Below are 25,031 nucleotides of genomic sequence, written 5' to 3'. Positions count from 1 at the left end.
ATGTACCAGACCGTTTATCATCGCGCGTCCTCGGTCGACGAGGCCGTCAGCCTGTTCTCCAAGAGCAGCGAAGCAAAGTTCCTCGCCGGCGGCCAGACGCTGCTGCCGGTGATGAAGCAACGCCTCGCCAGTCCGTCCGACGTCATCGACCTCGGCAAGATCAAGGAGCTGCAGGGCGTCGAGCTCTCAGGCGACGTGCTGACCATCAAGGCCGGCACGACCTATTTCGACATCATGCAGAATGCCGATGTGAAGAAGGCGATCCCCGCAATCGCCTATCTTACCTCGGTGCTTGGGGACCCCGCCGTGCGCTATCGCGGCACGATCGGCGGCTCGATCGCCAACAACGATCCTGCCGCGGATTTTCCGGCCGCGCTGCTCGCGCTCGGCGCCACCGTGAAGACCAACAAGCGGTCGATTACGGCGGATGACTTCTTCCAGGGCCTGTTCACGACGGCGCTGGAAGACGGCGAGCTCATCACCGCCGTGTCGTTCCCGGTTCCGGCGAAGGCAGGCTACGAAAAGATGCGCCACCCGGCGTCTCGCTTCGCGCTGACCGGCGTGTTCGTCGCGCAGACGAAGTCGGGCGAGGTTCGGGTGGCCGCCACCGGCGCCTCGCAAAGCGGCGTGATGCGGGTCCCGGCCATCGAAACGGCGCTGAAGGCGAATTGGTCGCCGTCGGCGATCGACAGCGTGAGCATTTCGGCGAGCAATCTGCTGGCCGACATCCACGGAACGGCGGAGTACCGCGCCAACCTCATCAAGGTGATGGCGCAGCGCGCGGTGGCTGCCGCTCGCTGATCATCGCGCCTTAGCGCCTCAACACAAATTTTCCGCGGCGCGCACTTCGGTGCGCGCCGTTTTATTTGGCCGTGCGGGTGAAAAGCGCTTGCCTCACTGGCGTGGAGGCGAGAAAAGTTAATCGGCCAATTAACTTGCCCCGCAGAGGAACGCCTCGGCGCTTGCCGACCATCGGCAATATGCGCCTTGGATCCGAGGAAACAAACACGTGCCCGATCAATCAGCCCAAAACTCCTCCGTCCGCACCTCCGGCCCGCTCGCAGGTTTCCGCATCGTTGAATTCGCCGGCATTGGACCAGGCCCGTTCGCCTGCATGATGCTGGCCGACATGGGCGCCGAAATCGTCACGCTCGATCGGGTCGGCGCCAGGAAGAACATGAAGTCGGTCGCAGGCCGCGGCCGCAAGGTGGTCGAGCTCGACCTCAAGGACAAGGCGGCGATCGCGGAGGTGCTCGATCTGCTTGCGAATGCCGACGCACTGGTCGAGGGTTTTCGTCCCGGCGTGATGGAGCGGCTCGGCCTCGGGCCTGACGTGGTGCTCGCGCGCAATCCAAAGCTGGTCTACGGCCGCATGACCGGCTGGGGCCAGCAAGGCCCGCTCGCCAACGCCGCCGGCCACGACATCAACTACATCTCCATCACCGGCGCGCTCGCCGCGATCGGCACGAAGGAAGCGCCGGTGCCGCCGCTCAATTTGGTCGGCGATTTCGGCGGCGGCGCGCTCTACCTCGTGGTCGGCGTGCTCGCGGCGCTGCTGGAGGGCTCGCGGTCAGGCAAGGGCCAGGTCGTCGATGCCGCGATGTGCGACGGCGCGGCATCGCTGATGTCGTTCTTCTTCGACATGACCACGCTCGGCCGCTGGACCGAAGGCCGCAACGAGAACTTCCTTGACGGCGGCGCGCATTTCTACGGCGTCTACGAATGTGCCTGCGGCCATTTCGTCTCGATCGGCTCGATCGAGCCGCAGTTCTACGCGTTGCTGCGCGAACACGCCGGCCTGACCGACGCCGACTTCGACGCGCAGATGGACCGCAAGGCCTGGCCCGCGCTGAAGGAAAAATTGAAGACGGTATTCAAGAGCAAGACGCGCGAGGACTGGTGCAAGATCATGGAAGGCACCGACATCTGCTTTGCGCCGGTGCTGACCATGTCGGAAGCGACCGAGCATCCGCACATGGTCGCCCGCAACGTCTTCGTCGAGCGCCACGGCGTGAAGCAGCCGGCGCCGGCGCCGCGCTTTTCGCGGACGCCATCGGCGGTGCGCGAGCCGGAAGTGGCCGAGATCGGCGCGGTGATGAAGGCGTGGAAGGCGGGGCGTTAAGGCCTCCGCTGTCGCATCACACTCCGGGTCGTCCTGGCGAAAGCCAGGACCCATAGCCACCAAACGTGGTTTGACGAAGACCCGGAGTTACCAGTCCGCCCACCGACCGCTCCATGGGGTAATGGGTCCTGGCTTTCGCCAGGACGACGGCTGTGTTTGACGCTGCGGCGTGCCTATAGGTAGCGCGCCTACGCCGCATCCACCTTCAACACCCCACGCCGGATCTGATCCTCCTCGATCGATTCGAACAGCGCCTTGAAATTGCCCTCGCCGAAACCGTCGTCGCCCTTGCGCTGGATGAACTCGAAGAAGATAGGGCCGATCGCATTGGCCGAGAAGATCTGCAGCAGCACCTTAGTCTGGCCGCCGTCGACCACGCCCTCCCCGTCGATCAGGATGCCGTTTTTCTGAAGCCGCGCGACGTCCTCGCCATGCTTCGGCAGCCGCGCGTCGATCCGCTCGAAATAGGTCGCGGGCGGCGCCGGCATGAAGGGCAGGCCCGCTTCGCGCAAGTCCTCGATGGTGCGGTGGATGTCGCGGCAGCCGCAGGCGATGTGCTGGATGCCTTCGCCGCGATAGATATTCAGATATTCCTCGATCTGGCCGGAATCGCCGGCGTCCTCGTTGATCGGAATCCGGATCTTGCCGTCGGGGCTCGTCAGCGCCCGCGAGAACAGGCCGGAGGCGCGGCCCTCGATGTCGAAGAAGCGGATCTGGCGGAAGTTAAAGAGTTTTTCGTAGAACCCGGTCCAGACATCCATGCGGCCGCGATGGACGTTGTGGGTGAGGTGATCGAGATAGAACAGGCCGGCGCCGGCAGGCCGCGGATCGCGCGCGCCGAGCCATTCGAACTCGCCGTCATAGGCCGAACCCTTGGCGCCGTAGCGATCGACGAAGTAGAGCAGGCTGCCGCCGATGCCCTTGATCGCGGGGACATCGAGCGTCTTCTGCGCGGAGGACACATCCGCAGGTTCGGCGCCGAGTGAAATCGCGCGGTCATAGGCCTTCTTCGCATCGACGACCCGAAACGCCATTGACGGCGCACAGGGGCCGTGCGCGGCGACGAAATCGTGACCGTGAGTGCCGGGCTCCTCGTTGACCAGATAGTTGATATCGCCCTGACGATAAACCGTGATCGTCTTCGTTCTATGGCGCGCGACGGGCGCATAGCCCATCAGCTTGAACAGGGCGTGCAGCTGGTCCGGATCGGGATGCGCATATTCGACGAACTCGAACCCGTCGGTGCCCATCGGATTATCGGCGGTGATCGTGGCCGGCGGTGCATCGTGCGGAAACGGACCCATGCTGCTCTCCCAAATTGCTGTTGAGAGGAACTATCCTTCACGACGCCTGCAATGAGCGTGCAAATGGGACGCTGTTTGGCTATGTTGTGCACGGTCCGTGCATAAAATGGGTAAACCGCGCATGACTTTGGTGGATGCCTTCGACCTCAAGATCCTGGGCGCGCTCCAGGACGACGGCCGCCTCACCAACCAGGAACTGGCCGACCTCGCAGGCCTCTCGGCCTCGCAATGCTCGCGGCGACGGATGCGGCTGGAGGAGGAGAAGGTGATCTCAGGCTATCATGCCGATCTCTCCAGCGAGGCGCTGGGCTTCGGCGTGGTCGCCTTCATCCAGGTGACGCTGGCGACCCACTCACCGGATAACTCGAAACGCTTCCGAACGCTGGTCAATCGAATCGACGAGATCCAGGAGGCCTATTCGCTCACCGGCGACGCCGACTATGTGCTGAAAGCCGTACTGCGCGACCTGAAGGGTCTCTCCAATCTCGTCAACGACGTGCTGATGCCGCACCAGAGCGTGGCGCATGTGCGCTCTTCGATCGTGCTCGACCGGCTGAAGGAAAGCACGCGTCTGCCGCTGAAGGAAATCAAACCCGGCTGAAATCGAGGGAAATCCGGCATTCGCGCTGCGCGCGCGATCTGCGATGATCCCGGCCAATCTGCGGAGACTGAGCCATGGCCCTTCAGCTTCGACCGAACTGCGAATATTGCGACCGCGACCTGCCCCCGAACGCAACCGATGCGCGGATCTGCTCCTATGAATGCACGTTCTGTGCGGACTGCGCGGAGACGAAACTGTCCAACGTGTGCCCGAACTGCGGCGGCGGTTTTGCGCCGCGCCCGATCAGGCCAGTGCAGGAATGGCGACCGGGCGTGTGCACGACGAAGCAGGCGCCGTCGGATAAGCGAGTGCATCTGAAGTACAGCCTGGAGGACGTCGCGGCGCATTGCGCGCGGGTCAAGGACGTACCGCCTGAAATGCGCTGACTTCGTAGGGTGGGCAAAGCGAAGCGTGCCTACCGCGATCGCGGAGAGGAATGGTGGGCACGGCGCTGATGCCCCTTTGCCCACCCTACAAGACCGAGTGTGGGGCGCCCTACTCCGCCGGCAAAACCGTCCCTTCGACCTCACCAAAACCGACGCGATAGCCCTCGCCTTGACACCAGCCGCGCATGACGAGGCTGTCGCCGTCTTCCAGGAACGACCGCTTGATGCCGTCGGGCAATTCGACCGGCTCGGTGCCGTTCCAGCTGATCTCCAGCAGGCTGCCGCGCTGGTTCTTCTCCGGACCGGAAATGGTGCCGCTCCCGAGGAGATCTCCGACATTCATGGCGCAGCCGGAGGAGGCGTGGTGCATCAGCTGCTGCACCGACGACCAGTACATGTACTTAAAATTGGTGCGGCTGATGCCGGCCGGCGCGTTGGCTCCGGCGGCACGCAAGGAGACGTCGAGCTCCACATCATAGTTCTGCGGCTTGCCCTGCTTGAGGTAGTCAAGCGGCACCGGCTCCTGCGCCGGCCCGCTCAGGCGAAACGGCTCCAGCGCCTCGCGCGTCACCACCCACGGGCTGATCGAGGTCGCGAACGCCTTGGCGAGGAACGGGCCAAGCGGCACATATTCCCATTGCTGGATATCGCGCGCGCTCCAGTCGTTGAGTAGCACGAAGCCGAAGATCATCTCCTCGGCCTGCTGCTCAGTGAGCATGCCCCCCATCGGCGAGGGCTGCCCGATCACGACACCCATCTCCAGCTCGAAATCGAGCCGCTTGCAGGGCGCAAAGCTCGGCACCTCGACAGAGGGCGGCTTCAGCTGCCCGCGCGGACGCTTCACCTTGGTGCCCGAGACCACGACGGTCGAGGCACGGCCGTTGTAGGCGATCGGCATGTGCAGCCAGTTCGGCTGCAGCGCATTGTCCTTGCCGCGGAACATGACGCCGACGTTGGTGGCGTGCTCCTTGGACGAATAGAAATCGGTGTAGCCGGAGACTGCGAATGGCAGATGCAGTTTCGCATCGCGCATCGGCACCAGAGCCTGCTTGCGCAGCTCCTCGTTGTCGCGCAGCTCGGGATGATCGTGGCGCAGCAGCTCGCTGATCCGCGCCCGCGTCTTCGCCCAGACCTTTGGTCCCAGCGTCATGAAAGCATTGAGCGACGGCGTCGAGAACACGCCGAGCGGCCCGACGTCGAGCCGCGAATCCTGCTCGAGTTCCCAGAGATCGAGCACATAGTCGCCGATCGCCACGCCGACGCGCTGAGTCGGATTGGCCGCGGTCGAGAACACGCCGTAGGGCAGGTTCTGGATCGGGAAGTCGGAGGCGGGATCGACGTCGATGAAAGAGCGGAGGCTGGGATCGTTGGGGTGGGTTGTCACTTTTTCACTCGGTCCTTTTTCCTTCTCCGCTTGCGGGAGAAGGTGGCATAGGCGGCCTTTGGCCGCCGTTACTTAAGAGAACGCCGAAGCCAAGCTTCGGCTTTGGCGCCGGATGAGGGGTTGTATCTGCGTGTCCGAATGAGAGAGGCTTGTTCGCGGAGACAGACCCCTCACCCGTCTCGCCGCTACGCGGCGAGCCACCCTCTCCCACAAGGGGAGAGGGGAAGATCGCTACGGCTTGCTCGGATCGAACCGCTTTTCCAGGCCCTTCCAGCAATCCGCGTAGTCGTCCTGCAACGTCGCGGAATTCGCGGCGTGCGCGGTGACGCGCTGCGCGTAGCGGGTCTCGAACATGAAGGCCATGGTGCCAGTTAGCTTGACCGGCTTCAGCTCGCCATTACTGGCGTGCTCGAAAGCGTCGCGATCGGGGCCGTGCGGCAGCATGCAATTGTGCAGGCTCATGCCGCCCGGCACGAAACCTTGCGGCTTGGCGTCGTAGACGCCGTAGATCAGGCCCATGAACTCGCTCATGATGTTCATGTGATACCACGGCGGGCGGAAGGTGTTGTCGGCGACCATCCAGCGCTCGGGGAAGATCACGAAGTCGATATTCGCCGTGCCTGGGGTCTCCGACGGCGAGGTCAGCACGGTGAAGATCGAGGGATCGGGATGATCGAAGCCGATCGCGCCGACCGGCGAGAAGCTGCGCAGATCATATTTATACGGCGCATAATTGCCGTGCCAGGCGACGACGTCGATCGGCGAGTGCGGCAACGTCGTCTTGAACAGTGCGCCGCCCCATTTCACGAATAGCTCGGTCGGTGTGTCCTTGTCCTCGTAGTGCGCGACCGGCGTCAGGAAGTCGCGGGCATTGGCGAGGCAGTTGGCGCCGATCGGCCCGCGCTCCGGCAGGGTGAAGGCGCCGCCGTAGTTTTCGCAGAGATAGCCCCGCGCCGGTCCGCTCGGAATCTCCACCCGGAACTTGACGCCGCGCGGGATCACCACGATCTCGCCGGGCTCGGCATCGATCCGACCGAACTCGGTGACGATGCGAAGATTGCCCTGCTGCAGCACGAACATCAGCTCGCCGTCGGCATTGTAGAAGTGCTGGTCCACCATCGACTTGGTGATCAGATAAACATGGGCGGCCATGCCGGCCTGGGTATTGACGTCACCGGCGGTGGTCATGGTCTGCACGCCCTGAAGGAAAGTCATGTCCTCCTTCGGGATCGGCGCCGGATCCCAGCGCAACTGCGCGATCGGCAGATCGTTTTCATGGCACGGTGCCGAGCGCCACAGGCCGCCGTCGGCCTTCTCGAAGCGACCCGAATGTTTCACCGACGGGCGAATACGATAAAGCCATGAGCGCTCGTTGCTGCCGCGCGGCGCCGTGAAGGGAGAGCCGGAGAGCTGCTCGGCATAGAGGCCGTAGGCACAGCGCTGCGGCGAGTTGCGCCCGATCGGCAGCGCGCCCGGCAGCGCCTCGGTCTCAAAACTGTTGCCAAAGCCGGACATGTAGCCCGGCGTGACCTGGGCCGTGCTGCGAATGATCTGATCGGGCGAGGTATTGATGTTCATGATGATCCTCCTCCTTGCAGGGCGGCCCACATCTCCTGGTCGCGCTTGTCGGTCCAGATCACGGGGTCGTCGATTCCCGACGCCTCGTCGAAGGCGCGCGACACGTTGAACGGCAGACAGTGCTCGTAGATCGCGAAGCTCGAAAATTTCGGATCCATGACCTCGCGCGTCGCGGCCATCGATTCCTTCAGCGTGCGGCCCTTGGCGACCGAGATTTCGGCGGCGCCATAGAGCGAGGTGACGAAGTCACGCGTCATCGCGATGGCTTCACGCACCGTGGCAACACCTTTGAGCGCATCGCCGCGGCCCGGCGCGATCGCCTTGGGATTGAAGTTGCGGATTTCGTTCAGCGTCAGCGGCCATTCGCGCAAATGCGCGTCGCCGCAATAGCAGGCCGAATGGTATTCGATCAGGTCGCCGGAGAACATCACCTCGGCATCGGGCACCCAGGCGACGATGTCGCCGGAGGTGTGGCCGGCGCCGAGCTGCATCAGGCGCACCTCGCGCTTGCCGAGATAGATCGACATCTCGCCTTCGAAGGTCAGCGTCGGCCAGGTCAGGCCGGGAATGCTCGATGCGTCCTGAAACAGGCGCGGGAAGCGGCCATACTCGGAATCCCAATCCTGCTGGCCGCGCTCCTCGATCAGGCGATAGGTCTCCTGCGAGGCGACGATGCCCTGCGCCTTGTAGGCGGAGGCACCGAGCACGCGCACGGCGTGATAATGCGACAGCACGACATATTTGATCGGCTTATCGGTGACGGTACGGACGCGCTCGATCACCTTGTTCGCCATCGCCGGCGTCGATTGCGCGTCGAACACCAGGCAGCCGTCGTCGCCGACGATGATCGCGGTGTTCGGATCGCCCTCCGCGGTGAAGGCGTAGAGATCGGTGCCGATCTCCGAGAAGGTAATCTTCTTTTCGGAGAGGTCGCCGGTGGATGCGAAGTTCTTCGCCATCAATTCATCCTTCAAGTCTTCGGGGTTATTGTTGTTGCTGTTGTTGTTGCTGTTGCTGCTGCTGGCCGTCGATCATGCGCCGCCTGGCGAGGAGGATCGCCTCCCGCAGCACGTCGATATCGCCGATGTGATTGGCGAGGATCAGCACCAGCGCCGCGTCGAAATCGGCGCTTTGCTCGTCGGTGAAGCCACGATGCGCCTCCACGATGGCGCGAAAGGCGTCGTCGGGCCGCGCGAAGTTGGAACTGGTCGAGAGCGGCATGCGAATCCTCAATTCAAGCCTTGAGACCGCGACAGCGCGGTCGCAATCGCTTCGCGCGTTGGACGCCGGAAGCGCGCCGCAACGTAGCCGTCCGGCCTGAGTAAGTAGGCTGAGCCTGGTTCCGCATCATAGCGCTTTGCGGTGAGCGCTGCCGGATCTGCGAGCCCGTCCTTCCCGCCGATGCGGATATCCTTCACACCAACCGGCGCCTCAATCGCCGCGCCATTGCTGAATGACAGCAAGGTGAAGTCCGTTCCACCCTTGCGGAACGCGTCCGTCAAATAGGCTTGCTCGCCCGTGGGCGTCGCAACGGGAGCATCGAGCATCGAACAACCCGGGAGCGGACCACCGCGCCACGCATCCGCATCCGGCGATGACAGCGGCGAGTCATAGCTGCACGGCACCGAGAGCCGCCCGCCATTGACCATGCGCTGGCCGAACTCCGTTTCCTTGGCCAGCGACAGCACCGCCTTACGCAGCCGCGCTTCCTGATGCGAGTTCGGTGCCATGAAGTCGGTCGAGCGGGTGGATTCGCGAATGTTCTCGTCGGCAGCCAGGCTGCGCTCGACATGATAGCTCTCGAGCAGGCTCGCGGGTGAAGCGCCGCGCAGCACGCGGTCGAGCTTCCAGGAGAGATTCTCGGCGTCCTCAAGTCCCGAGTTGGCGCCGCGCGCGCCGAAAGGCGACACCTGATGCGCGGAATCGCCTGCAAAGATCACGCGGCCATGGACGAAGCGGTCCATCCGTCGGCACTGGAATTTGTAGAGCGATATCCACTCGAACTCGAACTTGTCGTGGCCGAGCATGCGCGCAATCCGCGGCCGCACGTTCTCGGGCTTCTTCTCGACGATGGGGTCGGCATAGCGATTGAGCTGAAGGTCGATGCGCCAGACATCATCAGGCTGTCGGTGCAACAGCGCCGAACGTCCCGCATGAAACGGCGGATCGAACCAGAACCAGCGCTCCGTCGGGAATTCCGCGGTCATCTTGACGTCGGCGATCAGGAACTGGTCCTCGAACACCTGTCCCGCGAAGTCGGCGCCGACCATCTGCCGCAGCGAAGAGCGCGCGCCGTCGCAGGCGACGACATATTGCGCGTGCAGGCGATAGGCGCCCTCCGGCGTCTCGATTGTCAGCGCAACGGAATCGTTGCGGCGCTCCAGCGCCGTCACCTTGTTGCGCCAGCGCAGGTTGATCTCGGGTAGATCGCCGATGCGGTCGACCAGATAGGCTTCGGCGTAGTACTGCTGGAGATTGATGAAGGCCGGCCGCTTGTGACCGTCCTCCGGCAGCAGATTGAACTGGTAGAGCTGCTGCTCGCCGTGGAAGATGCGGCCGACGCTCCAGACCACGCCCTTGTCGACCATGCGGTCGCCGACGCCGAGCCGGTCCCAATATTCCAGCGACCGTTTCGAGAAGCAGATCGCACGGGAGCCCTCTCCGATACGGTCGGCATCATCCAGAAGGACGACGTGCTGGCCGCGCTGGGCAAGGTCGATCGCAAGCGACAGCCCGACCGGGCCCGCGCCGACGACCACCACGGGATGCTCGGCCGCGCTCTGGCCGGGACGATCCTGATCGGGGTGGCGGCGATAGCCGAACTGGGTTTTGGCCTGATGCGTATTGGCCTTCGCCATGCGCTAACCTCGGCTCTGGTCAGGAGAGGCCTGATCTGCTAATAGTCTCACGTGCAACTATTTTGGACCGGAGCCGGCCGGCCGTCAACTGGAATTCGGAGCGCTCTCCCTTGGCGAGGACATCCAGCGACATCGCGCTGAAGACACGCGAGGCCGATGAGGCCTCAGCGCGGCCAAAAACACGGCTCGACCTATTCAGGTTCGTGCCGTTCCGCCTCAACCGGCTCGCCGCGGAGGTGAGTTCCGCGCTCGCGGTCGAATATCAGGAACGTCACGGCCTCGACATCCCGGCCTGGCGCGTGATCGCGACGCTCGGCTTCCGCAACGATGCCTGCAGCGCGCAGTACGTCGCGCAATGCACCCGCACGCACAAATCCACCATCAGCCGCGCGGTGACCATGTTGCTGCACCAGGGTTTGATCGAGCGCGTCGAGAACGAAGCCGACCGCCGCGAATTCCGCCTGCGACTGACAAGGAAAGGCCGCACGCTCTACGAGGAACTGTTTCCGCAATTGCTGCGGCGGGAAGACGAGATTCTCGCCTGCCTCTCGGCGCAGGAGCGCAAACAGCTATCGACGCTGCTCGGCAAGATCGAACAGAGCCTCGACCTGATCCAGACCAGCGAAGAGGCCGACGCCAAGCAGGCGTATTGATCACTTCGCAAACGATCGCGACGGCGGCAAATGCAGCGCCCAAACATCGACCTTGTCGCTGGCGCGCGGATAGATCTCCGTCACGATCGGATCATGCCCGGGAATGAACCGGTCAGGATGGCCGGCGAGACGCTCGATCGTCTCCCAGCCAACCGCCATGTCGCCGACATTGTAGACGATCGGGAATGGGCTTCGGCGCTGGAGATTGGCGTAATAATGCGCGGCATCCGACGCCAGCACCACCGGTCCGCGGGCGGTCTCAACCTTCACCACCTGCAGGCCGTCCGAATGGCCGCCGACGCGGTGCACGGTGACGCCGGGCGCGACCTCGCCGTCGCCGGAATAGAAATTGACGCGCTCGCCATAGACATGGCGGACCATCTGGGTGACGTGCTCGACCGAGAACGGATGTCGCAGCAGTCCGTTGCACATGCAGCGCCCCGTCGCGTAGGCCATCTCGCGCTCCTGGATATGGAAGCGCGCGTGCGGGAAACGGTCCAGATTGCCGGCGTGGTCGTAATGCAGATGCGTCACGATGATATCGCGAATGCTCGACGCCGCGACACCAAAGCGCTCCAGCGCGTCGACCGGATTGAGCGTCAGCTTGCGCGCCCGCGCGGACGCTTCCTCGGCATTGAAGCCGGTATCGACCAGAATGTCGCGGCCGTTGCCGCGGATCAGCCAGACGAAATAGTCGAGGTCCTGCGCCGCGCTGTCGTGCGGGTCGGGCGCGAGGAAGTTCATATTGGGCGTGCGCGGCGACATCGTCGCATAGCGCAGTGCGTAGATTTCGTAGGCGTTTCCCATGATTTTGATCTTGCTCTTTTGTGGATGCACCTTCAGGGGCGATCGACCGCACCAAGCCATCGTCCACCGCAAAGGTCAAACACCGGAGGTTGCGAAGCAGGCCCGTCCGCAATGTGAGACCAATCACATTGTTGTAGCCACGGCTGCCCTAACGTGCAGCCGCAATGACAACCAGAATGCATCGCGTGCAATCGTGACCGCCCGTTTATTCCCCCCGCAACATGCCCATGCGTCGCGGTCAATTGTCGCGATAGCGCCGAATCCGCAAGCGGTTGACGCCCCCCTTCGCCGGTTTGATAATGCACATTGCGTAAGTTAAGGTCGCCGCGGCGCAAGCTGGAAACGGCGCCTTTTTGGCTGGATCGCGCTAATTATGAAAATTCGCCTGCTTTTCGTTCTGTCCTTGCTCGTGTCGCTCGTCCCGACCGCTCCGTCACTTGCGGCCGGCGATCGCTTTGCGCTGGTCATCGGCAATGCCAAATATCCGGACGCGGACGCTCCCCTGAAGGAACCGCTCAACGACGCGCGCGACGTCGCAGACGAGCTCAAGCGCGACGGCTTTTCCGTCGAGATCGGTGAGAACCTGACCGGCGACGGCATGCGCCGCGCCTTCGACAAGCTCTACGGCAAGATCAAGCCGGGGTCGGTGGCACTGGTGTTCTTCAGCGGCTTCGGCATCCAGTCCGCGCGGCAGAGCTACTTGCTGCCGATCGATGCGCAGATCTGGACCGAATCCGATGTGCGCCGCGACGGCATCAGCCTCGAAACCGTGCTCGGCGAGCTCAACACCCGCGGCGCCGGCGTCAAGATCGCGCTGGTCGACGCCTCCAGGCGCAACCCGTTCGAGCGCCGGTTCCGCAGCTTCTCGGCCGGCCTCACCCCCGTCATCGCGCCGAACGGCACGCTGGTGATGTATTCGGCGGCGCTGGCGTCAGTAGTCTCGGACGCCGGCGGCGAGCACAGCCTGTTCGTCCAGGAACTCCTCAAGGAAATCCGCGTCCCCGACCTGATGGCCGAGGAGACGCTGAACCGCACCAAGATGGGCGTCACCCGTGCCTCGCGGGGCGAGCAGGTGCCGTGGATATCCTCATCACTGGCCGAGGATTTCTCGTTCATTCCAGGGGCCGGCGGGTCGCGCCCGACAATGACCCCGCCACCCCCGCCTCCCGCGCCGCCGGCCGTCGCCAATAACCCGCCGCCGGCTCCGCCCGCACCATCGCCTGTGCCGCCGAAACCGGCCGACACAGTCGCAGCACCGGCTCCGTCACCGAAGCCGCAGGTCGAGGCTGCCTTGCCTCCTGCACCGCCGCCGCCTCCGCCCGTGATTCCGGCCGACCCCGTCACCGCTCCGAGCATGGAGAGCGGGCCGAGTGCGGCCGTCCTGGCCGACGACCCCACCATCAAGGGGCTGACCGCCAAGATCGCGGCCAATCCGGACGACGTGAACGCGCTTTACCGGCGCGGCCAGGTCTATGCCAGCAAGGGCGCCTACAGCTTGGCCATCAAGGATTTTGACGAGACGCTCCGGATCAACCCGAAGGATGTAGAGGCTCTGAACAACCGCTGCTGGACCCGCACCGTGGTCGGCGACCTCCAGGGCGCGCTGAAGGATTGCAACGAGGCCCTGCGGCTGCGACCGAACTTCGTCGACGCGCTGGACAGCCGGGGGCTGGTCAATCTGAAATCGGGGGCGGTCAAGAACGCCATCGCCGATTTCGAGGCAGCCCTGAGGATCAATCCGCGCCTGACCTCCTCGCTGTTCGGACGCGGGATCGCCAAGCAGCGCAACGGCTCGGCCCAGGAAGGTGCACTCGACATCGCCAATGCCAAGGCGATGGACCCGAACATTGTTCAGGAATTCGCAAGCTACGGAGTGCGTTGATATTTTTTTGAATCGAGGCCGGTGTGCCTCGAACCCGCGGCGGCCCCGCGAAGACTAATCGAACGGATGCCGCAGGCCGTCCCTTCGGGGGCTTATTGCAGGGATTTTGGAACGACGCGAGCTGGCTGCGCAGGAGGGACTGGCTATGAGATTGGCTGCAAAGGGACTTACCGCAATCCTGTCCATCATCACCGTTGGCGCCGCGCTGTCGCTGACGATCCCGCCGGCATTCGCGGGCGACGACGGCAACAGCAAGAACGTCACCGAGGACGAGATCGTCCGCGCGCTGGCGCCGCCGCCGAAGAAGCCGCTGACCCGCGGCCTCTCGATCGCTCCGCAGGCCGATCCCGCACCGAGTGCGACGGAGACCAAGCTGATCCAGTCCGTGCGCGGCCGCTCGACAAGGTCGCTTTCATCGACCGAGCGTGAAGAAATCGCGTCGGCGGCCAAGGACAAGCCGAACATCGATCTCGAAATCACGTTCGACTACAACTCGGCCAATATCAGCGCCAAATCGCTTGCCTCGGTCCAGGCGCTCGGCCGCGCGCTGACCAGCCCCGACCTGAAGGGCTCGACCTTCGTGGTCGCCGGACATACTGACGCCGCCGGCGGCGAGAGCTATAATCAGGATCTGTCGGAGCGCCGCGCGGATTCGATCAAGCGCTATTTGGTCGACAAATACAGCATCTCCGCGACCGACCTCGTCACGGTCGGCTATGGCAAGAGCAAGCTGAAGGACCCGGCCCAGCCGATGGCGGAGGTCAACCGTCGCGTGCAGGTCGTCAACATGGAAAACAAGACCACCGCATCGAAGTGAGCACGACGTAATCCTTTGAAGTGACAAGTCGTGATGTGGTGTAAAGTCTCGCTTCCAGCACGCGTCCCGCAGGCTTGCGGGACGCTGCTTTATTTCAGGGAAACGCTCACCATGGGCCGCGCGCGGACGGCCGCGAGCCAGGCCAGGACGATCCGGCAATGAACCTCTCCGAATATCTCAAGCCGGCCGGAACGGTGGTCTTCGTCGTCGTGCTCGGCGTCGGCTATTATCTGTTCGAGCATCGGCACCGCGCCGAGCCCAAGGAAACGCCGAGCGAGGCGCTGGTCATCGTGACCAAGTCGACCAATGCCTGCTTCTCCGACCTGGTCCGGGTGACCGGCTTCTTCGTGCCGCGCCGCGAAGCCGTGGTCGTCGCCGACCAGGAGGGATCCAGGGTCACCGACCTCTTCGTCACCGAGGGCACCCTCGTCACCGACAATCAGGAGCTGGCGCGCCTGACCGCACCGCCCCAGATCCCGGGCCAGCCGCAGCGGCCCGGCCCGCAAGGACCGGTCTCGCTGAAAGCCCCTGCGCCGGGCCTCGTCACCGAGGTCCGCACCATCGTCGGCGCACCGGCCTCGCCACAGGCCGGCCCGATGTTCCGTATCGCCGTCAACAACGAGATCGAGCTGGACGCGCAGGTCCCGGCGGTGCACATGGCCAAGCTCAGCTCCGGCGCGACCGTGCGCATCAGCCGCGACGACGCGCCCGATTTGATCGGGCGGGTCAGGCTGGTCGCGCCCGAAATCGATCGCGCCACCCAGCTCGGCCGCGTGCGCATCAGCGTCACCAACAATCCCTCGCTGAAAGTCGGCGTGTTCGCCCGCGCCTCGATCGACGCCAAGCGAAGCTGCGGCGTCGCGGTTCCCAAGACCGCGATCGACCATCTCACCGTGCAGGTCGTCAAGAGCAACATTGTCGAGACGCGCAAGGTACGGGTCGGGCTGTCATCGGACAGCGCGACGGAAATCCTGGAAGGCCTCAACGTCGGCGAGATCGTCGTCGCCGACGCCGGCTCTTCGCTGCATGACGGCGACCAGATCAAGACCATGTTCGCCGATGAACTCGATCGCACGCGGGTACGCTGATGGCTCTCAATATCTCGGCATGGTCGATTCGCAATCCGCTGCCGTCGGTGGTTTTTTCCATCATCCTCCTGATCCTCGGCTGGGTGTCCTTCACCAAGCTCGCGGTGACGCGGCTACCCTCGGCCGACATTCCCGTGATCTCGGTCGCGGTATCGCAGTTCGGCGCGGCACCCGCCGAGCTCGAATCCCAGGTCACCAAGACGGTTGAAGACGCCGTCTCCGGTGTCGAAGGCGTCAGGCACATCACCTCGCAGATCACCGACGGCCTGTCGGTGACGACGATCCAGTTCGCGCTGGAAACCAACACCGACCGCGCGCTCAACGACGTCAAGGACGCGGTGACGCGCGTGCGCTCCAACCTGCCGCAGAACGTCACCGAGCCGCTGATCCAGCGCGTCGACGTCATCGGCCTGCCGATCGTCACCTACGCCGCGATCTCGCCCGGCAAGACGCCGGAGCAGCTCTCCTATTTCGTCGACGACGTGGTCAAGCGCGCGCTGCAGGGCGTGCGCGGCGTCGCCCAGGTCGAGCGCATCGGCGGTGTCGAGCGCGAGATCCTGGTCTCGCTCGATCCCGACCGCCTGCAGTCGATGGGGTTGACGGCCGTCAATGTCAGCCAGAGCCTGCGCGGTACCAATGTCGACGTCGCCGGCGGTCGCGCCGAGATCGGCAAGAACGACCAGGCGATCCGCACCCTCGCCGGCGCCAAGACGCTGAGCGACCTCGCCGGCACCATGATTCCGCTGTTCGGCGGCGGCGAGGTCCGGCTCGACGATCTCGGCACCGTCACCGACACCATCGCCGACCGCCGTACCTTCGCCCGCTTCAACGGCGAGCCCATCGTCGCGCTCGGCATCAAACGCTCCAAGGGTGCCAGCGACGTGAAGGTCGCCGAGGCCGTGCAGAAGCGCATCGACACGCTCAAGGCCACCTATCCCGACGTCGACCTGAAGGTGATCGACACCTCGGTCGAATATACCAACGGCAATTACCACGCGGCGATCTCGACCCTGTTCGAGGGCGCCATCCTCGCCGTCGTCATCGTGCTGTTGTTCCTGCGCGACCTGCGCGCCACCATCATCGCCGCGATCTCGCTGCCGTTGTCGATCTTCCCGGCATTCTGGGCGATGGACCTGCTCGGCTTCTCGCTCAACCTCGTCAGCTTTCTCGCCATCACGCTGTCGACGGGTATTCTGGTCGACGACGCCATTGTCGAGATCGAGAACATCGTCAGGCACATGAACATGGGCAAGTCGCCCTATCGTGCCGCCCTGGAAGCCGCCGACGAGATCGGCCTCGCGGTGATCGCGATCTCGCTGACGATCATTGCGATCTTCGCACCCGCGAGCTTCATGTCGGGCATCGCCGGACAGTTCTTCAAGCAGTTCGGCATCACCGTCTCGGTACAGGTGTTCTTCTCGCTGCTCGCGGCGCGCTTTGTCACGCCGGTGCTCGCCGCCTACTTCCTCAAACATGGCAATCACCAAGAGCCGCCGCCCGGCCGCGTGCTGCGGTCCTATCACAGGATCGTGGGCTGGTCGGTGAAGCACTATTTCATCACGGTGCTGGCCGGCTTCGGCGTCTTCGCCGCCTCGATCTGGAGCATCACGCTGCTGCCGCAGGGTTTCCTGCCGGCGCAGGACAGCTCGCGCTCGCTGGTTGCCCTCGAGCTGCCGCCGGGCACGCAGCTCGCCTACACCGAAAAGGTCACCGAAGACATCGTGGCGCGCCTGCGCAAGCGGCCCGAGGTGAAGAGCATCTTCGTCGATGGCGGCCGCGTTCCACCAGGGACCCAGGAAGTCCGGCGCGCCGCCTTGATCATCAACTACACGCCCAAGGACAGCCGCGATATCACGCAGCGCGAGCTCGAATTCTCGATCAGCCAGGAACTGGAGAACATTCCGGACATCCGCTTCTGGTTCCTCGACGAGAACGGCCTGCGCGCCATCTCGCTGGTCGTGACCGGCGCGGACGCCAACATCGTCAACAACGTCGCCAGCGAACTCGCGACGCAGATGAAGCGGATTCCCACCATCTCCAACGTGATCTCGGAAACCACGCTGGAGCGGCCCGAGCTGCGCGTCGAACCGCGCGCCGATCTCGCCGCACGGCTCGGCGTCTCGACCGAAAGCCTGTCGCAGACCATCCGCGTCGCCACCATCGGCGACGTCGGCCCCGCGCTCGCCAAGTTCGACGTCGGCGACCGTCTGGTGCCGATCCGCGTGCAGCTCGAGGATGCCGCGCGCGGCAATCTGAAGACGCTCGAACAGTTGCGCGTGCCACTCGGCGAACACGGCGAGAAGGGCGGCGTGCCGCTCTCCGTCATCGCCGACGTCAAGCTCGACCAGGGTCCGACCAGCATCAACCGTTACGATCGCGAGCGACAGGCGACCGTCGCGGCCGATCTCGTCGGCTCCGCCGCGCTCGGCGACGCCACCAAGAAGATCTACGACCTGCCGGTCATGAAGAGCCGGCCGAAGGGCGTGAAGGTCTCCCCCTCCGGCGACGCCGAAAGCCTGAACGAACTATCCGAAGGCTTTGCCACCGCGATCACGGCGGGCCTGATGATGGTCTACGCCGTGCTGGTGCTGCTGTTCGGCACCTTCCTGCAGCCGATCACCATTCTGTTCTCGCTGCCGCTCTCGATCGGCGGCGCGATCGCGGCCCTGCTGATCACCGGCAAGCAGCTCACGACACCGGTGTGGATCGGCATCCTAATGCTGATGGGCATCGTCACCAAGAATGCGATCATGCTGGTGGAATTCGCCATCGAGTCCATTCACGCCGGCACACCGCGCGAAGAAGCCATGATCGACGCAGGCATGAAACGCGCACGCCCGATCGTGATGACCACGATCGCAATGGCCGCGGGCATGATGCCAAGCGCGCTCGCGGTCGGCGCGGGCGGCGAATTCCGCTCGCCGATGGCGCTCGCGGTGATCGGCGGCCTGATCTTCTCGACCATCCTGTCACTGGTGTTCGTGCCCGCGATGTTCATGGTGATGGACGATCTCGGCGCCCTGATCTGGCGCTTCGGCAAGCGGCTGGTCGTGCACAGCGAAGATGCGGAGGGCGCAAGTCACCACGGAGCTGCGCCGGCGGAAGCGATGCAGCGGCCGAAAAACATCGTGCATCCTGCGGCGGAGTAGCTATTGCCTTCAGATCTCGGGCTCGACATCGGTAAGTGAAGTGCTATCTTTCGGGAATGAACCTCATAAGCCGAACGCTTGAGATCGACGCCGACACTGATGCCCGTCTCCGGGAGATCGCGTCCGAGCGGGGAAAGGACATCGCAACGGTTCTCGCGGAGGCCGTCGCATTGCTCGATTCAGTGATCGACGTTTCCAGTCCAGATCTCGCAGAGGACCGCAGTCGTTACGACGACTTCAAGCGCACCGGCCTGGCTGTCCCACTCGACGACGTTAAAGCGTGGGTGGCAAGCTGGGACTCGGCAGACGAGCTGCCCCGTCCCCAGCCGCGCAAGGTGAAATGATCCACCTTTCGCCAGCCGCGGTCGAAGACATCGAGCGGCTGCGAACACTCCTCGATACTGTTAATCTTGGCGCCGCGAAACGCGCCTTGGCCTCGATCTGGAAGGCAATCGATCGGCTGCCGGAATTGCCGGCGCTGGGCAAACCGACTGAGGATGCCGTCATCCGCCAAATCATCATCCGCTTCGGCTCGTCAGGTTACATCGTGCGATATGTCATCGCTCCCGAGACAGGCGATATTCTCATTACGAGAATCTGGCATGGCCGTGAGGCACGGACCTGACGCCCCTACTCGTTCCGCGCGATCGCCGTCAGCTTGGTCATGTTCCGCAGCAGGATGCGGCCGCGCTGGAGATCGAGGATCGCTTCCTTGCGCCAGGCCTGAAGCTGGCGGTTGACGCTCTCGCGGGCGGCGCCGACGAAGACGCCGAGTTGCTCCTGCGAGATGTGCACCTCCGAGCCGAAATCGGCGGCGAGCGCGCAGAGGCGCCGCGCGAGGCGAACCGGCAGCGGCTGGAGCATGGACTCTTCCATGCGCTCGCTCTGCCAGCGGATGCGCTGGCACAGCAGCGCGATGATCTTGATCCCGACTTTCGGCTCGCGTTCGAGGAAAGCCAGAAAGTCTTCGCGCCGCAGCACGAACAACTCGCTGGCTTCGCCCGCGGTGGCGTCCGCAGTGCGGCTCTGGCCGTCCAGCACCGCAACCTCTCCGAACAGGTCGCCCGGCCCCATGAAGTTCAGCGTCAGGCGGCTGCCGTCGGAGGCGCCGGTCTCGATACGGACCTGGCCTCGGCGCACGCCGAACAGCGCATCGCCCGCGTCGCCCTTCTGGAACAGCACCTCGCCGTTCCCCAGATGCTGGGTGTGGCAGAGATTCGCCAGCCGCTGGAGCTCGTCTGCGCCGAGATCGGCGAACATCGCATTCATCTTGAGGATGACCGCAAATTCGGCCTGCTTGCTCATTTCAATGTCCTTGTGAATTTCGTTGGCAAATCGCTTGGAACCATCAACATCAGGATCGCGTAAAACCGCGCCGGGGAAGTGTGCCATAAGTCACATAACTTTGCAGCACCCCCAGACTATTTTTCCGTGCTTGGAGCCGCTTCCCGTCCCGGGATAAACTCAGGCGCAAAGGACGCGCGCAAATGACGGTCATCTGCCGGATTCGACGCCGATCGTCCGCCGCTGGAAAGTCGACATGAGAGCAGTGAAATTCGCCGGCGCGGCGGTGGCCGCCGTCGTCATCGTGATCGCACTCCTGCTGGTGGTCGGGATCCCCTCGGGCTTCCTGACGTCGACGATTGCCTCGCGTGTTGAGAGCGCGACCGGCTATCGCCTGTCGATCGACGGCACGACCAGAATCAGCCTGTGGCCGACGCTGAACGTAACGCTGAACGACCTCACGCTTGCCGACCCCAAGGACCGCAGCGGCATCACGCGCCTGACCATCGACAGCGTGCAGGCCGACATGTCGCTCTCGAGCGTCTGGTCGGGCCGCCCGAAGATCAGCGAACTCGTCGTCACCCATCCCGTGCTCTACCAGCCGCTGCTGCGTGAACGCCTGCCGAATGCCGGCGGCACGTCGAAGCCGGTCGCGCTCGATACCGACGGCGCCGCCATCGACCGCGTCAAGGTCACCGATGGCGAGATCGCATTCGCGCGCATGCGCGATCGTGTCGAGAGCCGCATCAGCGCCGTCAATGCCGATGCCATCGTCGGTCGCGACCGCAAGGTCAACATCACCGGCACCGCACGGGTCGGCGAGCATCCGACCAAGTTCGACATCAAGGCAACCACGCCGGCGCCGCCGGCCGACCGGCCGACCATTCCGGTGGATTTCGCCATCGACATGCCGGACGTGCTGAAGTCCCGGCTCGCAGGTCATGCCGAGATGCGGCTGAGCGGCGACGTCGTGATGATCAACGGCGTGAGCGGCACGCTCGGCGACGGCGCGTTCAACGGCTGGGCCTCGGTCGATATCGCGAGCAAGCCTCTGGTCAAGCTCGATCTCGACTTCCAGCGGCTCGCGATCCCGCTGGCGAAATCGCCGGAAGGCGCGTCCGGCCAGCCCTGGAGCGATGCGCCGATCGATGTGTCCGCGCTCAACTATGTCGATGCGCAAATCAGGATCTCCGCGCATGAGGCGGTGATCGGCGAGGCACGCCTCGCGCCGCTGGCGGTCGATGCAAAACTCGCCGGCGGCGTGCTGAAGGCCGGCACCGCCAATCTCGGCGCCTATGGCGGCCAGGTCACGGGCGAATTGATCCTGGATGCCACCAGCGGCGCGCCGAGCTTTGCCATGCATTCCGACCTCGCCGGCGTGCGCGCGCTGCCGCTGCTGCAGGGCCTCGCCGAATTCGACCGGATCGACGGCAAGCTGCAGGCCAAGCTCGCGCTGCGCAGCGCCGGCACCAGCCAGCGCGCGCTGATGGCGAACATGCAAGGCACGGCCTTCGTCAATTTCCAGGACGGCGCCATTCGCGGCATCAACGTCGCACAGATGATCCGCTCGCTGACATCGGGCACGCTGTCCGGCTGGCAGGAAAACGGAGACAGCAGTCGGGAGCAGAGCACGGATTTGTCGCAGCTCTCGGCGTCGTTCCGGATCGACAAGGGCCAGGCGGTGACCACCGATCTCAACCTGACCGGACCGCTGGTCCGCGTGACCGGCGCCGGCACGATCGCACTCGACACCAAGATGATGGGCTTCCGCGTCGAGCCGAAGCTGGTGATGACGACCGAAGGCCAGGGTCGCGCCGCCGAGCCGGTCGGCTTCGGCATTCCCGTGATGATCCAGGGCACCTGGTCGCAGCCACGGATCTATCCTGACATGGCCGGCATGCTGGACAATCCGGATGCCGCCTATGCCAAGCTGCGCGAGATGGGCAAGGGGCTGTTCGGCGCTGATGGCGCCGGGCTCGGCAACATCTTGGGCAGCCTTGGTCTCGGAGGGACCACCGCGCCGGGTGGCGGCAATGCGGCCGGCAATGCCAATCCGCAAACCCAGCAGCCCGCCGGACAGAACAATTTGCTCGGTGGCCCCCTGGGCGAGGCGCTCGGCAATCTGATCCAGCAGGGACTTTCCGGTGGCGCGGGAAACGGCACGGCGACTGGGACTGGCACCGGCACTGGCACCGGCCGCAGCCGCAGCCTGCCTGCGGCGCCATCCCCATTGACGCCGCAAGCCTCGCCGGCGTCCCCCGCCCTGGAGGACCCGCCGGCGGCGCAGCAGGACAGCCAGCCGATGAACGACGTGCTGCGACAGCTCTTTAATCGATGATTGCAGGACCAAAGCGCTGGACTCCCAGCCCTCCCTTGCCAAGCCCATCCCCTTACATCGGCTTGCCCGGCAGCGGCTTCCTCCAAACGGACGAGACTGCGACAATTCACCATGCTTGCGCCTGCCCAGCGTCCAAGGCGGATAACCAAGACGGGTAACCACGCCGGCTGCTCGGCCGGCCCTTGACCAGTCCCTTCACAGTCCCCTGGACCAAATTGTGCTAGAAGGCTCGCAGGGTCCGTGCGGACCGTAGCGCCGGCGCTGATGGTGGCGCGAGAGGATCGGGATGGCAGGAGCGAACGACAAGACACGGTTTCTGCGCGAGGGTCTGTTCGCCAAATACGTCGTCTCTCTTGTCGGCCTCGTCGTGTTCGTGCTCGCCGTCAACGGCGCGATGGAGAGCTGGATCTCCTACCGCGCCACCAAGACACAGCTGACCGACGGTCTCGAGGACAAGGCGCAGGCAGCCGCGCGGCGGATCGAGCAGTCGATCTCCGAGCTCGAGCGCCAGATCAGCTGGGTGACGCGGGCGAGCCAGGACACGCTCGAGAAGCGCCGCGCCGACTATGCCCAGCTGCTGCACCAGGTCTCGGTCGTCACTCAGCTGTTCCAGCTCAACGGCGACGGCCGCGAGGTGCTCCGCGTCTCGCGCCAGTCGACCACGACCGGCAGCAATGCCGACCTCTCCCGCGACATGCGCTTCACCGACACCGTCGCCCGCGGCGTCAGCTACGCACCGGCCTGGTTCTCCGACCGGACGCCGTTCATGTCGATCTCGGTGGCGCATTCCGGTTTCAACGCCGGCGTCACCGTGGCCGAGCTCGATCTCAGCTTTCTCTCCGAGTACCTCTCCGACGCTCAGGTCGGCAAGGCGGCGTTCGCCTATGTGGTCGATCCGCGCGGCCGCGTGCTGGCGACGTCCTCGAAAGGGCCCGAAATCGGCAAGGACCTCTCGAAGCTGCCGCAAGTTGCGGCCGCGGTTGCGCCCGGCCACGCGCCCGACAATTCGGGCACCGACTTCAACGGCCATGCGGTGATGAGCGCCGCGAGCACCGTGCCGAAGCTCGGCTGGAGCGTGATGTTCGAGCAGCCGACCACGCAAGCCTTGATGCCGATCCGCGACCAGCTGGTGCGCATTGCGCTTTTGATCGGCATGGGCCTGCTGGTCGCGATCCTCGCCGGCACGCTTCTGGCGCGCCGCATGATCATTCCGATCACGGCGCTGCGTGACGGCGCGCACAAGCTCGGCGAGGGTGATTTCAGCCATCGCATCGAGGTGCACACCGCGGACGAGCTGGAAGATCTCGCTGGCCAGTTCAACCGCATGGCCAGCCAGATCCAGGAAACCTATTCGGATCTGGAGACCAAGGTCGAGGAGCGCACCCGCGATCTCGCGCAGTCGATCAACGAGCTCAAGGTGCTGGAAGAGGTCGGCCGCGCGGTCGCCGCCTCGCTCGATCTCAACGCCGTGCTGCCGACGATCGCCGCGCGCGCCATCGAGATCACCCATGCCGACGCCGTGCTGATCTACGGCTATGACGCGCAGGTGCGTCGCTTCAATCTGGTCGAGGCCAACGGCATCGACAAATCCGCCGACGGCGCCCATGTCACGATTGATGAGGGCCAGGATATCCTGAGCGATTCGGCCGGCAGCGGCGAACCGATCGCGATTGCCGATCTCGACCAGGCGTCCGAGCAACCGCTGCGCGACGTCGCGATCGAAGCCGGCTTCCATTCGGTGCTGGTGGTGCCGCTAGTCGACCAGCAGGGCACGCTCGGCTCGCTGGTGGTGCTGCGCCGAGCCAGCGGCGAGTTCGCCCCAAGCATCATCGGCCTGATGCGCACCTTCGCCAACCAGGCCGTGCTGGCGATGCGCAATGCGCGGCTGTTCACCGAGGTCGACCACAAGGGCCGCGAGCTCGCGGCTGCGCACGAAACCGTGCAGCAGCAGGCCGCCAAGCTCCAGGAGCAGACCGAGCAGCTGCGCAACTGGAATCGCTCGCTGGAAGAGCGGGTCGAGAAACAACTCGGCGAGATCGGCCGCATCAAACGGCTCGAACGTTTCCTCGCGCCGCAAGTGGCGCAGCTGATCGCCTCGTCGGACGGCCACGACGCGCTCCTCGACAGCCACCGCCGCGAGGTCACCGTCGTGTTCTGCGATCTGCGCGGCTTCACCTCGTTCACGGAGGCGACCGAGCCCGAAGAGGCGATGAACGTGCTGCGCGAATATCACGCCGCGCTTGGCGAGCTGATCCACCGCTATGAAGGCACGCTCGACCGCTTTGCCGGCGACGGCGTGATGATCCTGTTCAATGCGCCCATCCAGTTCGCCGACCACACCAAGCGCGCGGTGAAGATGGCGGTCGAGATGCGCGACACGATCGGCGCCCTGACCGAGAAATGGAAGAACCGCGGCCACTCGCTCGGATTCGGCGTCGGCGTCGCCATGGGCTACGCCACGCTCGGCCAGATCGGCTTCGAGCAGCGGCTCGAATATGCCGCGATCGGGAGCGTCACCAATCTCTCCTCCCGCCTCTGCGACGAAGCCAAGGCCGGCCAGGTCGTCGTCAGCCGCCGCGTCTACGGCATGGTCGAGCCCTGGGTCGAAGCCCGCGCGCTCGACGATCTCGTGCTCAAGGGTTTTAACCACCCCGTGCTCGCGATGGAGATTCTGTCGTGGCGCGAGGAGGTCGAGAACGTGGTGGACGCCGCCGCGGCAAGGTGGCGCGGCTAGCCAAAACAAAAAACTGCGAAAACAACCCCATGCACAGTAGCCGGGG

General features: G+C 64.6%; 21 protein-coding genes. 13 read left to right on the top strand and 8 right to left on the bottom strand.

What is annotated here, in order from left to right; translation table 11 throughout:
- Together BRA1253DRAFT_RS25305 and BRA1253DRAFT_RS25300 are read left to right on the top strand one after the other, a co-directional pair.
- Nucleotides 1-801 carry a xanthine dehydrogenase family protein subunit M gene (locus BRA1253DRAFT_RS25305; protein ID WP_007599055.1) on the top strand — a complete coding sequence of 267 codons (801 nt, stop codon included), beginning with the start codon at nucleotides 1-3 and terminating at the stop codon, nucleotides 799-801.
- 208 nt (nucleotides 802-1,009) lie between these two features.
- A complete protein-coding gene (locus BRA1253DRAFT_RS25300) occupies nucleotides 1,010-2,122 on the top strand; it encodes a CaiB/BaiF CoA-transferase family protein (RefSeq protein WP_007599053.1) in 1,113 nt (370 codons plus the stop codon).
- A gap of 188 nt (nucleotides 2,123-2,310) precedes the next feature.
- Here the strand turns inward: BRA1253DRAFT_RS25300 and hppD are convergent, their stop codons facing one another.
- Nucleotides 2,311-3,426, bottom strand: coding sequence for a 4-hydroxyphenylpyruvate dioxygenase (gene hppD, locus BRA1253DRAFT_RS25295; RefSeq protein ID WP_007599051.1), 1,116 nt, complete (start codon nucleotides 3,424-3,426; stop codon nucleotides 2,311-2,313).
- A 121-nt stretch (nucleotides 3,427-3,547) separates the two neighbouring features.
- Here hppD and BRA1253DRAFT_RS25290 point away from each other — a divergent pair, with 121 nt between their 5' ends.
- Nucleotides 3,548-4,027, top strand: coding sequence for an Lrp/AsnC family transcriptional regulator (locus BRA1253DRAFT_RS25290; protein WP_007599049.1), 480 nt, complete (start codon nucleotides 3,548-3,550; stop codon nucleotides 4,025-4,027).
- A 74-nt stretch (nucleotides 4,028-4,101) separates the two neighbouring features.
- The gene (locus BRA1253DRAFT_RS25285) at nucleotides 4,102-4,413 is read left to right on the top strand and encodes a DUF1272 domain-containing protein (RefSeq protein ID WP_007599047.1); all 312 of its coding nucleotides are present in this window, start codon (nucleotides 4,102-4,104) and stop codon (nucleotides 4,411-4,413) included.
- Between the two features lie 109 nt (nucleotides 4,414-4,522).
- On the opposite strand, the gene fahA is transcribed toward BRA1253DRAFT_RS25285, so the two are convergent.
- The 5 genes from fahA to BRA1253DRAFT_RS25260 all read right to left on the bottom strand — a co-directional run bounded on the left by fahA (nucleotide 4,523) and on the right by BRA1253DRAFT_RS25260 (nucleotide 10,233).
- Nucleotides 4,523-5,797: a fumarylacetoacetase gene (gene fahA / locus BRA1253DRAFT_RS25280; protein WP_007599046.1), complete on the bottom strand. Its 1,275-nt coding sequence runs from the start codon at nucleotides 5,795-5,797 to the stop codon at nucleotides 4,523-4,525.
- A 231-nt stretch (nucleotides 5,798-6,028) separates the two neighbouring features.
- A complete protein-coding gene (gene hmgA, locus BRA1253DRAFT_RS25275) occupies nucleotides 6,029-7,375 on the bottom strand; it encodes a homogentisate 1,2-dioxygenase (protein WP_007599045.1) in 1,347 nt (448 codons plus the stop codon).
- Nucleotides 7,372-8,334 (bottom strand): MBL fold metallo-hydrolase, encoded by a 963-nt coding sequence (locus tag BRA1253DRAFT_RS25270; RefSeq protein WP_007599044.1) that lies wholly within the window; start codon nucleotides 8,332-8,334, stop codon nucleotides 7,372-7,374. Before BRA1253DRAFT_RS25270 ends, hmgA begins: the two co-directional genes overlap by 4 nt.
- A 25-nt stretch (nucleotides 8,335-8,359) precedes the next feature.
- Nucleotides 8,360-8,596, bottom strand: a complete 237-nt coding sequence (locus tag BRA1253DRAFT_RS25265) for a DUF2783 domain-containing protein (protein ID WP_007599042.1) — start codon at nucleotides 8,594-8,596, stop codon at nucleotides 8,360-8,362.
- 8 nt (nucleotides 8,597-8,604) lie between these two features.
- Nucleotides 8,605-10,233 (bottom strand): FAD-dependent oxidoreductase, encoded by a 1,629-nt coding sequence (locus BRA1253DRAFT_RS25260; RefSeq protein WP_007599040.1) that lies wholly within the window; start codon nucleotides 10,231-10,233, stop codon nucleotides 8,605-8,607.
- A gap of 110 nt (nucleotides 10,234-10,343) precedes the next feature.
- Between BRA1253DRAFT_RS25260 and BRA1253DRAFT_RS25255 the strand changes: the two genes are divergently transcribed.
- Entirely contained in the window at nucleotides 10,344-10,886 is a 543-nt protein-coding gene (locus BRA1253DRAFT_RS25255; protein WP_007599039.1) for a MarR family winged helix-turn-helix transcriptional regulator, read from the top strand.
- Here BRA1253DRAFT_RS25255 and BRA1253DRAFT_RS25250 read toward each other — a convergent pair whose 3' ends face one another.
- Nucleotides 10,887-11,693 (bottom strand): N-acyl homoserine lactonase family protein, encoded by an 807-nt coding sequence (locus BRA1253DRAFT_RS25250; protein WP_035995385.1) that lies wholly within the window; start codon nucleotides 11,691-11,693, stop codon nucleotides 10,887-10,889.
- Nucleotides 11,694-12,066: 373 nt separating this feature from the next.
- On the opposite strand from BRA1253DRAFT_RS25250, the gene BRA1253DRAFT_RS25245 reads away from it, so the two are divergent.
- The 6 genes from BRA1253DRAFT_RS25245 (at nucleotide 12,067) to BRA1253DRAFT_RS25220 (ending at nucleotide 19,254) form a co-directional block, all read left to right on the top strand.
- Complete coding sequence (locus tag BRA1253DRAFT_RS25245; protein WP_007599037.1) at nucleotides 12,067-13,575, top strand: caspase family protein; 1,509 nt, start codon at nucleotides 12,067-12,069, stop codon at nucleotides 13,573-13,575.
- 145 nt (nucleotides 13,576-13,720) lie between these two features.
- Nucleotides 13,721-14,392 (top strand): OmpA family protein, encoded by a 672-nt coding sequence (locus BRA1253DRAFT_RS25240; protein WP_007599036.1) that lies wholly within the window; start codon nucleotides 13,721-13,723, stop codon nucleotides 14,390-14,392.
- 158 nt (nucleotides 14,393-14,550) lie between these two features.
- Nucleotides 14,551-15,480, top strand: coding sequence for an efflux RND transporter periplasmic adaptor subunit (locus BRA1253DRAFT_RS25235; protein WP_007599035.1), 930 nt, complete (start codon nucleotides 14,551-14,553; stop codon nucleotides 15,478-15,480).
- Complete coding sequence (locus BRA1253DRAFT_RS25230; protein ID WP_007599034.1) at nucleotides 15,480-18,629, top strand: efflux RND transporter permease subunit; 3,150 nt, start codon at nucleotides 15,480-15,482, stop codon at nucleotides 18,627-18,629. Before BRA1253DRAFT_RS25235 ends, BRA1253DRAFT_RS25230 begins: the two co-directional genes overlap by 1 nt.
- A gap of 35 nt (nucleotides 18,630-18,664) precedes the next feature.
- Nucleotides 18,665-18,973: a hypothetical protein gene (locus BRA1253DRAFT_RS25225; RefSeq protein WP_245285962.1), complete on the top strand. Its 309-nt coding sequence runs from the start codon at nucleotides 18,665-18,667 to the stop codon at nucleotides 18,971-18,973.
- Entirely contained in the window at nucleotides 18,910-19,254 is a 345-nt protein-coding gene (locus tag BRA1253DRAFT_RS25220) for a type II toxin-antitoxin system RelE/ParE family toxin (RefSeq protein WP_198288261.1), read from the top strand. Before BRA1253DRAFT_RS25225 ends, BRA1253DRAFT_RS25220 begins: the two co-directional genes overlap by 64 nt.
- Before the next feature lie 5 nt (nucleotides 19,255-19,259).
- Here the strand turns inward: BRA1253DRAFT_RS25220 and BRA1253DRAFT_RS25215 are convergent, their stop codons facing one another.
- Nucleotides 19,260-19,934 carry a Crp/Fnr family transcriptional regulator gene (locus BRA1253DRAFT_RS25215; RefSeq protein ID WP_007599026.1) on the bottom strand — a complete coding sequence of 225 codons (675 nt, stop codon included), beginning with the start codon at nucleotides 19,932-19,934 and terminating at the stop codon, nucleotides 19,260-19,262.
- Between the two features lie 235 nt (nucleotides 19,935-20,169).
- On the opposite strand from BRA1253DRAFT_RS25215, the gene BRA1253DRAFT_RS25210 reads away from it, so the two are divergent.
- Both BRA1253DRAFT_RS25210 and BRA1253DRAFT_RS25205 read left to right on the top strand, forming a co-directional pair.
- Nucleotides 20,170-22,251 (top strand): AsmA family protein, encoded by a 2,082-nt coding sequence (locus BRA1253DRAFT_RS25210; protein ID WP_007599025.1) that lies wholly within the window; start codon nucleotides 20,170-20,172, stop codon nucleotides 22,249-22,251.
- Nucleotides 22,252-22,537: 286 nt separating this feature from the next.
- Complete coding sequence (locus BRA1253DRAFT_RS25205; protein ID WP_007599024.1) at nucleotides 22,538-24,985, top strand: adenylate/guanylate cyclase domain-containing protein; 2,448 nt, start codon at nucleotides 22,538-22,540, stop codon at nucleotides 24,983-24,985.
- Nucleotides 24,986-25,031 lie beyond the last annotated feature (46 nt).

Origin of the sequence: Bradyrhizobium sp. WSM1253 (genome assembly GCF_000244935.1) — a bacterium.
In the GTDB taxonomy this organism is placed as follows: domain Bacteria; phylum Pseudomonadota; class Alphaproteobacteria; order Rhizobiales; family Xanthobacteraceae; genus Bradyrhizobium; species Bradyrhizobium canariense.
The sequence above is the reverse complement of the archived record's forward strand: the minus strand, read 5'-3'. Positions and strand labels throughout refer to the sequence as shown.